General features: G+C 55.4%; 12 protein-coding genes and 2 tRNA genes. 3 read left to right on the forward strand and 11 right to left on the reverse strand.

The genetic code is table 11. From position 1 onward, the window contains the following. Positions 1-23: 23 nt before the first annotated feature. From V2154_RS10800 to V2154_RS10815, 4 genes are all read right to left on the reverse strand, one after another. Positions 24-608: a TorD/DmsD family molecular chaperone gene (locus V2154_RS10800; protein ID WP_353502248.1), complete on the reverse strand. Its 585-nt coding sequence runs from the start codon at positions 606-608 to the stop codon at positions 24-26. 57 nt (positions 609-665) lie between these two features. After that, complete coding sequence (locus V2154_RS10805) at positions 666-1,406, reverse strand: phosphatase (RefSeq protein ID WP_353502249.1); 741 nt, start codon at positions 1,404-1,406, stop codon at positions 666-668. 92 nt (positions 1,407-1,498) lie between these two features. Next, positions 1,499-2,440 (reverse strand): glyoxylate/hydroxypyruvate reductase GhrA, encoded by a 942-nt coding sequence (ghrA, locus tag V2154_RS10810; RefSeq protein ID WP_353503978.1) that lies wholly within the window; start codon positions 2,438-2,440, stop codon positions 1,499-1,501. Between the two features lie 132 nt (positions 2,441-2,572). After that, the gene (locus V2154_RS10815; protein ID WP_353502250.1) at positions 2,573-4,054 is read right to left on the reverse strand and encodes a peptide MFS transporter; all 1,482 of its coding nucleotides are present in this window, start codon (positions 4,052-4,054) and stop codon (positions 2,573-2,575) included. A gap of 403 nt (positions 4,055-4,457) precedes the next feature. On the opposite strand from V2154_RS10815, the gene V2154_RS10820 reads away from it, so the two are divergent. Together V2154_RS10820 and V2154_RS10825 are read left to right on the forward strand one after the other, a co-directional pair. Further along, positions 4,458-4,547, forward strand: a tRNA-Ser gene (locus V2154_RS10820). Positions 4,548-4,986: 439 nt separating this feature from the next. Further along, positions 4,987-5,076 (forward strand) — tRNA-Ser (locus tag V2154_RS10825). Positions 5,077-5,392: 316 nt separating this feature from the next. On the opposite strand, the gene V2154_RS10830 is transcribed toward V2154_RS10825, so the two are convergent. Then, positions 5,393-6,487 carry a GGDEF domain-containing protein gene (locus V2154_RS10830; RefSeq protein ID WP_353502251.1) on the reverse strand — a complete coding sequence of 365 codons (1,095 nt, stop codon included), beginning with the start codon at positions 6,485-6,487 and terminating at the stop codon, positions 5,393-5,395. A 273-nt stretch (positions 6,488-6,760) separates the two neighbouring features. Here V2154_RS10830 and dauA point away from each other — a divergent pair, with 273 nt between their 5' ends. Beyond that, the gene (gene dauA / locus V2154_RS10835) at positions 6,761-8,452 is read left to right on the forward strand and encodes a C4-dicarboxylic acid transporter DauA (RefSeq protein WP_353502252.1); all 1,692 of its coding nucleotides are present in this window, start codon (positions 6,761-6,763) and stop codon (positions 8,450-8,452) included. Between the two features lie 94 nt (positions 8,453-8,546). On the opposite strand, the gene kdsA is transcribed toward dauA, so the two are convergent. The 6 genes from kdsA to hemA form a co-directional block, all read right to left on the reverse strand. Then, a complete protein-coding gene (kdsA, locus tag V2154_RS10840; RefSeq protein ID WP_034790806.1) occupies positions 8,547-9,401 on the reverse strand; it encodes a 3-deoxy-8-phosphooctulonate synthase in 855 nt (284 codons plus the stop codon). Between the two features lie 92 nt (positions 9,402-9,493). Further along, positions 9,494-10,303, reverse strand: coding sequence for an invasion regulator SirB1 (gene sirB1, locus V2154_RS10845; protein WP_353502253.1), 810 nt, complete (start codon positions 10,301-10,303; stop codon positions 9,494-9,496). A gap of 2 nt (positions 10,304-10,305) precedes the next feature. Beyond that, entirely contained in the window at positions 10,306-10,698 is a 393-nt protein-coding gene (locus tag V2154_RS10850) for a SirB2 family protein (protein ID WP_353502254.1), read from the reverse strand. Between the two features lie 54 nt (positions 10,699-10,752). Then, positions 10,753-11,589 (reverse strand): peptide chain release factor N(5)-glutamine methyltransferase, encoded by an 837-nt coding sequence (prmC, locus tag V2154_RS10855; protein WP_353502255.1) that lies wholly within the window; start codon positions 11,587-11,589, stop codon positions 10,753-10,755. Next, a complete protein-coding gene (gene prfA, locus V2154_RS10860) occupies positions 11,589-12,671 on the reverse strand; it encodes a peptide chain release factor 1 (RefSeq protein ID WP_353502256.1) in 1,083 nt (360 codons plus the stop codon). The genes prmC and prfA overlap by 1 nt, the downstream gene beginning before the upstream one ends. Before the next feature lie 31 nt (positions 12,672-12,702). After that, the gene (hemA, locus tag V2154_RS10865) at positions 12,703-13,965 is read right to left on the reverse strand and encodes a glutamyl-tRNA reductase (protein WP_353502257.1); all 1,263 of its coding nucleotides are present in this window, start codon (positions 13,963-13,965) and stop codon (positions 12,703-12,705) included. Between the last annotated feature and the right edge of the window lie 140 nt (positions 13,966-14,105).

Below are 14,105 nucleotides of genomic sequence, written 5' to 3' on the forward strand. Positions count from 1 at the left end.
GATTTCAACCTAAAATGGGCAGATCACTGCTCGTCGTCGTCTTCATTCTCAATGTCGGACGCCGCCAACTCTTCCAGCTCATCGCGCATGGCTTGCAGCGCTTCACGGCTGATTTCCGACAGCGTGCGGTAGAAGCCGCTGGTCGCGTGGGCTTCGACTTTGCCCAAGAACTTGCCGCACCATGGGAACAGATAGTCGTCAAACAGCGCGGTCTGCGCACCCACTTCGTCCTCGGCAGACTGGTCTTCCAGCCAAGACGCGGCCAGCAGCATAGAGCCGAAGCTGTCTGCCGGGTTCTCGCCCAAAGGCATGCCGCGCTGTTGTAGGAAAGCACGCACGTCCTGCTCGGTCGCGCCATCAACATAGTCGCTGCGATAAGGCGACACCGCGCGGTTTTCACCGACAAAAAGGTGGTCGTACTCGGCGGCCAGCGCCTGTGGATCCGCGCTTTCATGCAGACGGGCCAGCAAGGCATCCTGCTCCAGCGGCCAGTGCTCTTGCAGCTTGCCCTTTTGAATCAAATCAAACAGCGGAGCCAGCACCGGGTCTTGCGGCGAGCGGTTAAACAACGAGCCGAGTACGCGGCAAACAATCGAAAATTCATTCATAGCGGCAACCTGTTAAGCCAAAGGAAAAAATGAAAGCGAGCAAAGGGCGTGACAATGTCACAGATCCTTTAATTCAGCAATGGGCTGACGACCGCGCGCTTCGAGAAAATCGAGGAAACGGCGCGGGCTGACATTAAGGATACGATCTTCTGGGAAATCCACCTCACGCAGAATTCGCTCACACTGTTCAAAGCCGCCCAGCGAGTAGGCAATGTGCGAGTCTGAACCCAGCGCCAGCCAGCCGCCCGCCTCTTTCACCGCCTGCGCGATGGCGCGACAGTTTGGCTCGCTGCCTGCCCGCGAGTGGGTAAAGGAGGAGTTATTCAGCTCCAGCGCCACATTGTATTTCGCGGCGGCGGCGGCAATCGCCGGGATGTCCACCGGATAGCGCGGATTGCCCGGATGGCTAATGATGTGCACTTCGCCACCCGCCATGGCGGCAATCATCGCCGCCGTGTGAGTCTCTTTGTCAGAAGGCGGCATCACCGGCTCGTGGAAACCGGCGATGATGACGTCAATGGCGGTCAGCATCGGGCCGGTGCAGTCGATGTCACCCTCAATATTTTTAATGTTGGATTCAATGCCGCGCAGAATGCCGACGCCGTTCACCAGTCGCGGCCACACATGCATATTCATAAAGTGCCAGTAGTGCGGCGCATCGGCCATGTCCGGGCCGTGGTCGGTGATCGCAAACAGCTTGATGCCCTTTTCTGTGGCTTCATCAATATAGTCATGCAGGGTGCTGTAAGCATGGGTGCTGGCAACGGTATGCATGTGTAAATCAACGGGATACGGCATGTAAACTCCTCACAATGAACCATCAGGGCGGCGATGTTCGCCATGATGGTGTAACAGGTAGCGGGCGGTTTGAGTCGGATGCGCGACGGCCATCAGTATCCGCGCTGCAAATCCACCAGCCCGGTCGGCGTTCGCCCTTCCTCAAGCGCCAATATATTGGCCACGATATTGTCCATCGCCTGTTCGGGTAAGGTGTTGGCGGCGATGTGAGGCGTGATGCTAACACGCGGATGTGACCAAAATGGGTGCATGCCCGGCAACGGCTCCTCGACAAACACGTCGAGGGTGGCGGCGGCAATTTGGCCGGCGTCGAGGGCGCGCAGCAGATCACCTTCTACCAGATGCATTCCGCGAGCAATATTAATCAAATATGCCTGCGGGCGTAACGTGGCAAACAGGTTTTTATTCAAGATGCCGACGGTCTGTGGCGTGTTCGGCAGCAGGTTGATCAACAGTTTGCAGCCGGTGGTGAATTCATCCAGCTGGTCATCCCCCGCGAAGCTCTGCACTCCGACGATGTTTTTCGGGCTGCGGCTCCAGCTGCGCACTTGGAAGTTCATCTCTACCAGCTTCTCGGCCACGCTTTGGCCCAACACCCCCGCGCCCAGAATACCGATAGTGAAGTTCTGATGCTCATGGGGAGCCAGCGGACGCCACTGCTTTTGCTGCTGGAACAGCTGGTATTCGTCCATTCGGCGGAAATAGCGCAGCACGGCGGCCAGCGTGTACTCCTGCATTTGCAGCGACATGCCGGTATCTTCCAAACGCAGCAGCGGCACGCCCGCAGGCAGTGTGCCCGGATTACGCTGCTCTTGCATCAGTATGGCATCCACACCGGCACCGAGGGCAAAAATGCCTTTTAGCTGGGTGCGCGGAGCCAGCATTTCATGAGGGGGTTGCCAGACCAGGGCGTAGTCTGCGGGTTGGTCGTCACCACGGTGCCAGGCGCGAACCTTAGCTTGTGGCAGTCTGTTACTTATTCCGTCAATCCATTGTTTCGAATCAAATGTAGGGTGGTAAAAAATTATATTCATCATGGTTGCCTCCTAAGCCCTGATAGATTTCCCCGAATATCATCAGGATGCAACCCATAGAGACAAAAAAGAACAGGCCCCGATATTCGGAGCCTGTTGGCATCAATTGATTTGATGAATAACTACTGCAAATTACGCCGGAACGCGTTGGATCAGGCGGCGTAGCAGTGGGATCAGCACGATGAGCACCACGCCGGTGGCGACAGAGCCCCAACCCAGCACGCTAAACACCGAGCTGTAACCCGGGTTGGTCAGCGCCGCCGTGCTGCCGGTGTTTTCAGGCATTAGCCCAGAGACGTAACTTGCCAGCACCGAGGCCACGCCGGTCACCATCATCCAGCAGCCCATCATCACGCCCTGATAGCGCGCCGGAGCCAGTTTGCCAATCATCGCGTAGCCGATTGGCGAGATAAGCAGCTCGCCGATACTTTGCAGAACGTAGCTAATCACAATCCATTTAAAGGCCACCAGGCCGTCACCGCCCGCCAGACTAATTCCCCACGGCAGAACCAGCATCCCCAGACCGATACAGAACAGAGAAGCGGAGAATTGCAGCGGAATGTCGAGGTTCCAGCCGCGCTGGCGCAGCTTTTTGAACCACAGCGCCATCAATGGGCCGCCGACCACAATCACCACGGTATTGATGTCTTGGATCCACTGAGGTGCGACTTGGAAACCATACACATTCAGGTTGATATTGTTCTCAGAGAACAGCATCAGGCCCATAGGCGCCAGTTGGTAAAGCGTCCAGAACACCAGCGAGCCGAGAGCCAGAATCAGGTAAGCCTTCATGCGGCGGCGTTCATCATGTTCGCGATGACGGAAAGTCAGCAAGGCCATGGCGGCAAAGATGATAATGCCCAGCACCACCACGAAGTAGCTGCTGAACTCGGCATGAGTCAGCAACACGCGGATAATCGGCACCAGCACCACCAGCACGGCCAAGCCAATCACCATGCGGCGCATAAACACGCTGCGGCTCGCTTCGCGCAGCGGCGTGCTGATGTCGGCCAGAATTCGCCAGTAATAAAGCGTGACGATAATCGCCAGCACGTTGCCCAAGGTGGCGAACAGGAACAGCGACTTATAGTTTTCAGTCAGCTGGTAGTAACCCGCCACGGCGAAACCAATGAAGAAGCCAAGGTTCATCCCGGCGTAGTTCCACAGGAAGGCGGATTCACGGCGGTCATCTTCTGGCGCAAAGCGCTGAGTCAGCATCATGTTCAGGCAGGTAACGTTCAGCCCGCTGCCGGTGAGGAACATGGCCAGCCCCCAATACAGCCCTTCTACCCCTTCCATGGCGATAAGGCCACAGCCGAAGACTTGCAGCACCATGCCCAGCACGAACAGGTTACGGTTACTCAGGTAGCGCCCGCCGAGGTAGCCGCCAAACATGTGCAGACCATAGTTAAATGCGCCGAACACGCCCATGATGGCGTTGGCATTGCCTTCGCTAAAGCCAAGGCGTTTTGTGGCGTACAGCACCAGCGTGGAATACAGCACGGCAAAGCCGAGTGTGGCAAAGGTCTGGATGAAGAATAAAGCCCCTGAGCCTGCCGGTATCTTCGACCGGTGCGGCTGCTGCGGCGACGCCGCGTGTTCGAACTGACTCAAATTTGACCCCGTCTTACAAAAAATGTACTGAATGTACTGATAGAAGTTAGATCTGCCAGAACCCTCATACAGCTGGTTTTTATATGGCAATAACCCGATAGGGCCGTTGTTATACTCCCGTCACCGCGTTTTTTCCCAACATAATTTTGTTATTTACTTGGTGTTAAAATCGTTTGCCTGATAATTGTTCTGCTACGAAGCATAGCTAATGACCCATCGCGCATCATAAGCAAGATTAATAATTGGGCTTTTGCGGCCGCTTAAGGGTACTTTTGCTCTGTAAATCAGCAAATTGCTCTAACTTTGAGTAAACGATCGCTTTCCTGCAAAAGAGTGTTGACGCTGAGGGTGCTTTTCCCTACATTAGCGCCGGTCAGCAGCGCTACGGCGTGGAATGACTTACGGTGAGGTGTCTGAGTGGCTGAAGGAGCACGCCTGGAAAGTGTGTATACGCTAACGCGTATCGAGGGTTCGAACCCCTCTCTCACCGCCAAATAAAAGCAAAAGGGGCTTGGATGAAAATCCAAGCCCCTTTTGCTTTTATTCGTTGGGAGCGGCCCGGTGAGAACCCTATGTTCGACAAATTGGCAGGATAGCCAATTTGCACAGCCGCAGGCTGCCCGCAGGGCGAGGGCCATGGACGGCCCGAGTGCACCCCTGAGCACCGATCTTACAGCGTACTCTCCCCTCCGTTTGGCAGGATAGCCAATTTGCACAGCCGCAGGCTGCCCGTAGGGCGAGGGCCATGGACGGCCCGAGTGCACCCCTGAGCACCGATCATCTAGCGTACTCTCCCCCTCTTTTGCCTTTGCACCGCCCACATTGCCCACGTCTTAACCATCCAAACCTAATCCGGCAAATTATGCTTGACCCTTTGACCTGCTCTCCCTATAGTAGCGCCCCGTTGCACCGCACAGCGATGTAACGACTACGGTGAGGTGTCTGAGTGGCTGAAGGAGCACGCCTGGAAAGTGTGTATACGCTAACGCGTATCGAGGGTTCGAACCCCTCTCTCACCGCCAAATAAATGAAAAAGGGCCCTGATGAAAATCAGGGCCCTTTTTCATTTATTCAGCTGAGGGCGGCTCGGTGAAAACCCTTCGGTTCGACAAACTGGCAGGATAGCCAGTTTGCACAGCCGAAGGCTGCCCGCAGGGCGAGGGCCATGGACGGCCCGAGTGCACCCCTTAGCACCGAGCTTTCAGCGTACTCTCCCCTGCAGTTTTGCTGCACAGCCAATTTGCACAGCCGAAGGCTGCCCGCAGGGCGAGGGCCATGGACGGCCCGAGTGCACCCCTGATCACCTTGGCTATAGCGTAATCACCCGCCGTTTGCTTTTCAAACCTCCCTATCCCCCAATTGCGCCAACTGCAAAATAGAGCTGGCGACCACCTGATTCTTCCCCTGATGCTTGGCTTTATACAGGGCTTCATCCGCCAGTTTTATGGCTTTGCGAATTTGCATCCCCGGCAGATACAGTGACACGCCGAGCGAGGCGGTGACCTTCAGCGGACTGCCATCTTCCAGCATCATCAGATTAAGCTCGATTTCCTGACGTAGCCGCTCGGCGATTGCCAGTACCGCCTCGGGCTGATAGGCGGCGGTGATCACCAAAAACTCTTCGCCACCGTAGCGTCCGGCAAAATCTTTGCTGCGGGTGACATTGCGCAGCACGCGCCCGACTTCACTCAGCACCCGGTCGCCAATCAAATGACCATGGGTATCATTCACCCGCTTAAAATTATCAATATCAATGATGATCAGCCCACAGCTTTGGCGACGGCTCTGTTGAACCGAGAGCCGATAATCCAGACTGGCGCGGTTGCTGATTTGTGTCAGAGGGTCGGTGGCGGCCTTCACCCGAATGGCGAACACCTTTTTCATGTAGATTTCTTTAAAATTCAGGGCGTGATAGCACAGGATCATGCAGCTCGCGGTGACCAGTTGATAAAGCACCAGCGTCGCCCACGGCACCACCGAACCATAAAGGCTCGATACCAACGCAATTCGTCCCAGCCCCACCAGCAGCAAAGTGATATAAAACACCCGATGCTGGCGCTTGCGCCATACGCGGAATAAAAACAGTCCGAGCATAATGCAGCCAATCAGCAGATTATTGAGCGAATAGCCGCCGTTAAGCGCAAACAGCAAGAGATAGCACGACAGCCCGCTGAGCCAGCCACCAAAAAAGGTCACCAAAATCATCGGCAGCATTTCGAAGCTGTAATAGACATTATCGTTGAGGATCAGCCGATCCTGGGAAAGAAATAGCGCCGCGACGCCGGCCATCAGGCCAAAAACGATGCGTTTCCAGATGTCGCCGTAGGAAGTGAAAGGCTCACTGCGGCTGAGGATAAAATAGCCGACGGATAGCGTGGCGTAAGTGACGCAAACGTCAGCATATAATTTCCCTAAGGAGGTAAAATCGGGCATTGGGAATCACGCTTCCTGAATAATAAACCCAGAGAAATAAGGACTTATCTTGAATATAGATGAACTCTTAGTTTGCTGATATCCCCGTACCGAAATTATGTCGATAGCGGCACTTTTCTCACAAAAATCGGCGGATACTATCCAGCTTGTCACCCGTCTTGTCCTTGATTTGCATCTATAACTGTTACAGAAAAAGAGCGTATCTTTACTGCTTAGCCGATGACGGGGTTGTTTCCCGCCTTAATATCCTCATCGCCATGGACGCCCGCTGTTATGCATACTTCTGCCAATCGCCCTCTTCGCCTGTTTAGCGCCTTAAAAGACGCCTGCGTTAACGAGAAATACACTGCCCAGCGTCTGCTCAAGGATGCTATTGCCGGGGTCACCGTCGGCATCATCGCCATCCCGCTGGCTATGGCGCTGGCTATCGGCAGCGGCGTACCGCCGCAAAACGGCCTTTATACCGCCGCCGTCGCCGGGATCATCATTGCCATCTGCGGCGGCTCGCGGTTTAGCGTCTCGGGGCCGACGGCGGCCTTCGTGGTGATCCTCTACCCGGTTTCCCAACAATATGGCTTATCCGGCCTGCTGCTGGCGACATTAATGTCCGGGCTGATGCTGGTGCTAATGGGCGTGTTACGCCTTGGGCGGCTGATAGAATATATTCCGCTGCCGGTGACGCTCGGATTTACTTCAGGGATTGGTATCACCATCGCCACCATGCAGATTAAGGACTTTTTCGGTTTGAGCGTGGATGCCATGCCGGAACACTATCTCAGCAAGCTGCTGGTGCTGGTTCAGGCCTTACCAAGCTTTGATATAGGCGACGCCGCGATTGGCGTCGTGACGCTGGCGGTACTGATTTTCTGGCCGAAGCTTGGCTTGAAGTTGCCCGGCCATCTCCCGGCCCTGCTGGCGGGCTGCGCCGTGATGGCGATATTTATGCAAACCGGCCATTCAGTGGCGACCATCGGCTCGCGCTTCCACTACCTGCTTCCCGACGGCTCGCAGGGCAGCGGCATTCCGGCAATTTTGCCGCAATTTACCCTGCCTTGGGCAGCCACCGGCGGCGGCTCAGGTTTTAGCCTCGACTTAGTACAGGCACTTCTGCCCGCCGCGTTTTCTATGGCGATGCTGGGGGCAATTGAATCCCTGCTGTGCGCGGTAGTGCTCGACGGCATGACCGGCAAAAAGCATCATTCCAACAATGAGCTGATCGGTCAGGGGATTGGCAACATCGTGACGCCGTTTTTTGGCGGCATTACCGCCACGGCGGCGATTGCCCGCTCCGCCGCCAACGTGCGCGCCGGAGCGACCTCTCCGGTGTCTGCCGTCATTCACTCGCTGTTGGTGCTTCTGGCGCTACTGATGCTCGCTCCGCTGCTCTCATGGCTGCCGCTGGCGGCCATGGCGGCGCTGCTGCTAATGGTGGCGTGGAACATGAGCGAAGCCCATAAAGTGGTCAACCTGCTGCGTCGCGCGCCCAAAGACGACATTCTGGTGATGCTGACCTGCATGAGCCTCACCGTGCTGTTCGACATGGTGATCGCCATTACAGCGGGGATTGTGCTGGCATCGCTGCTGTTTATGCGCCGCATCGCCAAGATGACCCGCCTGAGCGAAGTGGCCGGAGATTTCGCCGCCGATGAGGCCGTCTGGCGAGTCAACGGCCCGCTGTTCTTTGCCGCCGCCGAGCGAGTGTTTGGCGAGCTTTCAGCCCGCACCTCGCAGGCCAAACGCATTATTCTGGTATGGGACCGCGTGGCAATCCTCGACGCGGGCGGGCTGAGCGCCCTGCAACACTTCATTGACGAGTTGCCGGAGAACGTCGAGCTGGTGATAACCGATATTCCCTTCCAGCCTTTGAAAACGCTGGCGCGCGCGGGCGTCAAACCTATCGAGCAGCGTTTAAGTTTCTACAGCACGCTGGCCGATGCTCAGGCCGCGAGCCAGCCAGATATTTAGAATGCATCAAGGCTGAAAAGCAAAAAGGCGCCCTGTTTGCAGAGGCGCCTTTTTTATCTGGTGTCTGGCAATAAGCTCGCCGTACTACAGAATCTTACTTGCTGGTATCCAGAGCCGGGAAGCTTTTCACCAGATCATCAATGGCTTTCATCTGAACTAGGAACGGCTCCAATTTAGCCAATGGCAGCGCAGACGGGCCGTCACACTTGGCGTTAGCCGGATCTTCATGAGCTTCAATGAACAGACCGGCCAGACCTACTGCCATGCCAGCACGCGCCAGTTCTGCTACCTGAGCACGACGGCCGCCAGAGGCTGCGCCGAACGGGTCGCGAGTTTGCAGGGCGTGAGTCACGTCGAAAATCACCGGATGGCCGCCAGTGGCGTTGATCATCACGTTGATACCCAGCATGTCGACCACCAAGTTGTCATAACCAAAGTTACTGCCGCGGTCGCACAGAATCACCTGATCGTTGCCGCCTTCTTTGAACTTCTCAACGATATTGCCCATCTGGCCCGGGCTGACGAACTGTGGCTTTTTCACGTTAATCACGGCGCCGGTCTTCGCCATAGCTTCAACCAGGTCAGTTTGGCGAGCCAAGAAGGCTGGCAGTTGGATCACGTCAACCACTTCAGAAACCGGCTGTGCCTGCCAGCTTTCGTGGACGTCGGTGATGATTTTCACGCCGAAGGCTTGCTTCAGGTCTTGGAAAATCTTCATCCCTTCGTCCAGACCTGGGCCACGGTAAGAATGAATAGATGAGCGGTTGGCTTTATCAAAAGAGGCTTTGAACACGTAAGGGATGCCCAGTTTCTGGGTCACGGTCACGTAGTGTTCGCAGACGCGCATCGCCATATCGCGGGATTCCAGCACGTTCATACCGCCGAACAGTACAAATGGCAGGTCATTGGCGACGTTGATATCTTTAATGCTAACCACTTTTTGTTTCATGCTTTGGCCTTATTGATTGTCTATCAGGGGCAGTTGTACAGGTAATGCACTGTATTTAAATGCCTATTTAATTTTCTGCGGCTAATTCTAACTCAGTGCAAGGTAACTTGCTTGTGCTCAATCGCGTGGATTTGCACTTTAATCACTTCGGAAATCGGGTCTTCAGGACACTGCTCGACGAAGTAATTCAAATCAGAGAGCGCGACATGATTGCAATCCAAATGGGCGTAGATCAAACCGCGGTCACGAATTTCGTAAGGATCATCTGGATCGAACTCCAGCAGGGTTTCGCTGGCGCGCAGGGCCATCTCCATCTGCTTCTCTTCCATCAGCGCGGCTTTTAGCGTGTCGAGCATTCTTCGGACGATGACGTTATTTTCCGCCTCTTCCAAATCATCATCTTCAATCTCGGCGGTGACGCCCAGATTGCCCTTCAGCCAGACATGCAGAATATGTTCGCTCAGCGTGTCGCCGTTAATCGGGTTAATCAGCCACATCTCTTCGTCGAGCCAGTCGGCACGCATAATCAGCTGAGTCGGGAAAATCACCGGCATCAGCGGCAAGTCCAACTGGTGGGCGATGTGCAGGAAAATAACCCCGAGCGAAACTGGCGTGCCCTGGCGCGAAGCTAGTACTTTGTCGAGCCAGATGGCGTCTGACAGGCGATAGATGCCCCCCGCGCCGCCAAAGCCCCAGGTGCGATAAAACAACTCAATTAACACTTCAAGCTGCTGATCCTGATTGAGATCTTCCGGGATAGCCCGGCGAGCCTCCTCAACCAGCGACTGTAACTGGCGACTGACGTCATCCGCGTTGAAATCATAGCGGATGGCCTGAGTGACCAGAATGACACCGGCGCTGAGCGGCGCGGCGTTAAATTCGAAATCAGCAATGGTACTCATAGTTATCCCAATAGCAGCGGTATTTGTGTCAAGGCGAGCTTAACGATCAAGGCTAAGCATCCTATTGCCAGAATAAACGCAATCCACCGAGTGGTTTGCCGACGTGGCCGTTTACTGAGTGCAACAAACCCCAATGCGATATAGATGATAACGCCAAAAAGCTTTTCAGTCAGCCAAGGAGTCTGCGGGCTGAATGGATAAAGTCGGGCAATGATCAGCAGCGCAATGCCGCTCACCAGCAAAAGCGTATCCACCGCGTGAGGCGTGATTTTCACCCAACGCTGTTGCAGCATAGCAGAACCTGTCGATTTCCAAAAAAAGCGCAATACAAACAGAAAAATACTCACTATGACGGTGGCAATATGCAGGTATTTAAAAGCCATAAAAGCAGACATTTTACTTCCTTGTGTATTAAGGGTTACGGGCAGGCAATGAAGCAGCAAGAGCCATTACGCTCCCTGCCACTGCCCGAGACTGACGCGGTCATTGCCGCCGTAATCTTTCACCGTGGCGACCTGATGGTAGCCCGCCTGACGAAACAGCTGTTGGACGTCTTTCGCCTGCTGCCAGCCGTGCTCCAATAATAGCCAGCCGCCGGCTAATAAATGCTGCGGCGCTTGCTCAATGAGAGTCTGTAAGTCGGCAAGTCCGGCGTTGTCCGCCACCAGCGCACTGGCAGGTTCGAAGCGCACATCGCCTTCAGCCAGGTGTGGGTCGGCAGAATCAATATAAGGAGGGTTACTGACGATGACGGCAAACTGCTGGCCCGCGACGGGAGCAAACCAGCTGCCCTGCACGAAATTGGCATTGGCGAGCGCCAGCTTTTGCGCATTATGCTGGGCCAACTTGACGGCTTCGGGCTGTAAATCAACGCCGATGAGCTGGCAATCCGGGCGTTCGCTGGCAATCGCCAAGGCCACGGCTCCGGTGCCGGTTCCCAAATCCAACACCTTTTGCGGCGAAGGCGGCAAACGCAGCAATGCCTGTTCAACCAGACATTCAGTATCGGGGCGGGGGATGAGCGTGGCGGGTGAAACAGAGAGAGGCAAAGACCAAAACTCACGCTCGCCGACCAGATAGGCCACCGGCTCGCCCTGCTCACGTCGCGCCAGCAGAGCCTCTAACTGTTCAAGTTCGCTGGCCGTCAGCGGCGTTTCGCCAAAGGCCATAATAAAAGTACGCGACCGGCCGGTGACGAACCCGAGCAGAATTTCTGCATCGCGCTTGGGGCTTTCACCCGCCGACAGGCGACGGGTGGCGTCATGCAACCAATGTTGAAAATCCATTATTCCTGCTCGGACAACGCAGCAAGCTGGTCTGCCTGATACTCCTGCACAATCGGCTGGATCAGCGCGTCCAGCTTGCCTTCCATCACTTCATCCAGACGGTAAATCGTCAGGTTGATGCGGTGGTCGGTCACGCGGCCCTGCGGGAAGTTATAGGTGCGGTTACGATCGGAGCGGTCGCCGCTGCCCAGCAGGTTGCGGCGGGTTGACGCCTCTTCTGCGTGGCGTTTAGCCATTTCAGCCGCGCGAATACGCGCGCCCAGCACCGACATCGCCTTGGCTTTGTTCTTATGCTGTGAACGCTCATCCTGACACTCAACCACGATGCCAGTTGGCAAGTGGGTGATACGAATGGCCGAGTCGGTGGTGTTAACGTGCTGACCACCCGCGCCCGAGGAGCGGAAGGTATCAATTTTCAAATCACCGGCGTTAATTTCTGGCAATTCGGCCTCTGGAATTTCTGGCATCACGGCGACGGTACAGGCCGAGGTGTGAATACGCCCCTGCGACTCGGTTTCCGGCACGCGCTGCACGCGGTGGCCGCCAGACTCAAACTTCAGCTGGCCGTAGGCACCCTCGCCTGACACCTTGGCGATCACTTCTTTGAAGCCGCCGTGCTCACCTTCGTTAGCGCTGACGATTTCAACGCGCCAGCGGCGAGTTTCGGCGTAACGGCTGTACATGCGGAACAGATCACCGGCGAAAATTGCCGCCTCGTCGCCGCCGGTTCCGGCGCGAATTTCAAGGAAGCAGCTGCGTTCGTCATCGGGATCTTTTGGCAGCAGCAGCAATTGCAGCTTCTGCTCTAACTCTTCCAGCGTGGCTTTGCAGGTTTTGATTTCATCCTGCGCCATTTCGCGCATCTCTGGGTCATCGAGCATCTCTTCGGCCGCGGCCAAATCTTCCTGCGCCTGACGCCAGGTCAGAAAACAGGCAGAGACATCGCTCAACTGAGCATATTCGCGGGAGAGGTTGCGGAATTTTTCTTGGTCGGCAATAACAGTAGCGTCGCCGAGCATCGCCTGCACTTCTTCATGGCGCTCTTGTAACACTTCCAGTTTGGCAACAATAGAAGGCTTCATGCGTGGTGTTTAACCCTGTAATAAATAGGAACTATTGCTGATCCAGCCCGAGGCTGTCGCGTAAAATTTGCAAGCGCTCGACATCGCCATCGCTGGCGGCCTGCTGCAGGGAACGGGTGGGTGCGTGAATAAGACGGTTAGTCAGTTTGTGTGCTAATTCGTGAATAACGGCAGAAACATCTGCTCCCTGAGCAATGGCAGCCAGCGCTTTGGCTTCTGCTTCGGCACGGACGAGATCCGCACGGGAACGGTAATCACGAATAATTTCCACCGCGCCCTGCGATCGCAGCCACGCCATGAAATTAGAACTTTCTTGCTCAACGATAGATTCCGCCTGCACGGCGGCGGCCTTACGTTGAGCCATATTGTTTTGAATAATGCTGTGCAGATCATCAACGCTATAAAGGTAGGCGTTGGCGAGTTTGCCCACTTCAGGCTCGATATCACGCGGCACGGCGATATCTACCATCAGCATCGGCTGGTTGCGGCGAGCTTTCAGCGCGCGTTCCACCATGCCTTTACCGATGATCGGCAGCGGGCTGGCGGTGGAGCTGATAATAATGTCGGCATCGGCCAGACGCGCGTCAATATCTTGCAGCGTGATCACTTCAGCGCCCACTTCGCTTGCCAGCACCTGTGCCCGTTCGCGGGTACGGTTAGCAATCATCATGTGGCGAACTTTGTGCTCACGCAGATGGCGCGCCACCAGCTCGATAGTTTCCCCCGCGCCCACCAGCAATACGCTGACGTCAGACAAGGATTCGAAAATCTGCCGAGCCAGAGTACAAGCTGCGAAAGCCACGGAAACCGCGCTGGCACCTATATCGGTTTCAGTGCGTACGCGCTTGGCGACGGAGAAGGATTTTTGGAACAGGCGCTCAAGTTCACCCGAAACCGCCTGCCCGTGTTGGGACTCGGCGAAGGCTTTTTTCACCTGACCGAGAATTTGCGGCTCGCCGACGACCAGCGAATCAAGGCCGCTGGCCACGCGCATAAGATGACTGACGGCGGCGTTATCCTGATGCCAATAAAGGCTTTTACGCACTTCATCGGCACTGAGATGGTGATAATCACATAACCATTTAACCAACTGTTCCTGAAGATTTTCCTGCTGTTCCACGCTGAGATAAAGCTCAGTTCGGTTACAGGTGGACAACACGACACCGCCCTGCACCAGGGGTTGCTGGAGCAGACTAGAGAGCGCCTGTTCAATGGTCTCGGGAGAAAAAGTTACCCGTTCACGCAAAGAAACCGGTGCGGTTTTGTGATTGATACCTAATGCAAGCAGGGTCATAAGGAAGCGTTTTTCGAGTAATACTTATGTTGGTATGGGTTTACGTCTGTGGCGCATTCTACAAGATGAGCCGGATCAATAAAAGCAAAGCAGCATTATCCGTTAAAGTTGTTGAAGCAACAGACGATTTCGATGACTTC

This window comes from Ewingella sp. CoE-038-23, assembly GCF_040419245.1.
Classification (GTDB): domain Bacteria; phylum Pseudomonadota; class Gammaproteobacteria; order Enterobacterales; family Enterobacteriaceae; genus Ewingella; species Ewingella allii.

Excerpts from the sequence above, each read along its gene's own strand:
- V2154_RS10830 (WP_353502251.1), bottom strand. The coding sequence starts at position 6,487 with ATGCCCGATTTTACCTCCTTAGGGAAATTATATGCTGACGTTTGCGTC.
- sirB1 (WP_353502253.1), bottom strand. The coding sequence starts at position 10,303 with ATGAGTACCATTGCTGATTTCGAATTTAACGCCGCGCCGCTCAGCGCC.
- V2154_RS10850 (WP_353502254.1), bottom strand. The coding sequence starts at position 10,698 with ATGTCTGCTTTTATGGCTTTTAAATACCTGCATATTGCCACCGTCATA.
- prfA (WP_353502256.1), bottom strand. The coding sequence starts at position 12,671 with ATGAAGCCTTCTATTGTTGCCAAACTGGAAGTGTTACAAGAGCGCCAT.
- V2154_RS10805 (WP_353502249.1), bottom strand. The coding sequence starts at position 1,406 with ATGCCGTATCCCGTTGATTTACACATGCATACCGTTGCCAGCACCCAT.
- dauA (WP_353502252.1), top strand. The coding sequence starts at position 6,761 with ATGCATACTTCTGCCAATCGCCCTCTTCGCCTGTTTAGCGCCTTAAAA.
- prmC (WP_353502255.1), bottom strand. The coding sequence starts at position 11,589 with ATGGATTTTCAACATTGGTTGCATGACGCCACCCGTCGCCTGTCGGCG.
- ghrA (WP_353503978.1), bottom strand. The coding sequence starts at position 2,440 with ATGAATATAATTTTTTACCACCCTACATTTGATTCGAAACAATGGATT.
- hemA (WP_353502257.1), bottom strand. The coding sequence starts at position 13,965 with ATGACCCTGCTTGCATTAGGTATCAATCACAAAACCGCACCGGTTTCT.
- V2154_RS10800 (WP_353502248.1), bottom strand. The coding sequence starts at position 608 with ATGAATGAATTTTCGATTGTTTGCCGCGTACTCGGCTCGTTGTTTAAC.
- kdsA (WP_034790806.1), bottom strand. The coding sequence starts at position 9,401 with ATGAAACAAAAAGTGGTTAGCATTAAAGATATCAACGTCGCCAATGAC.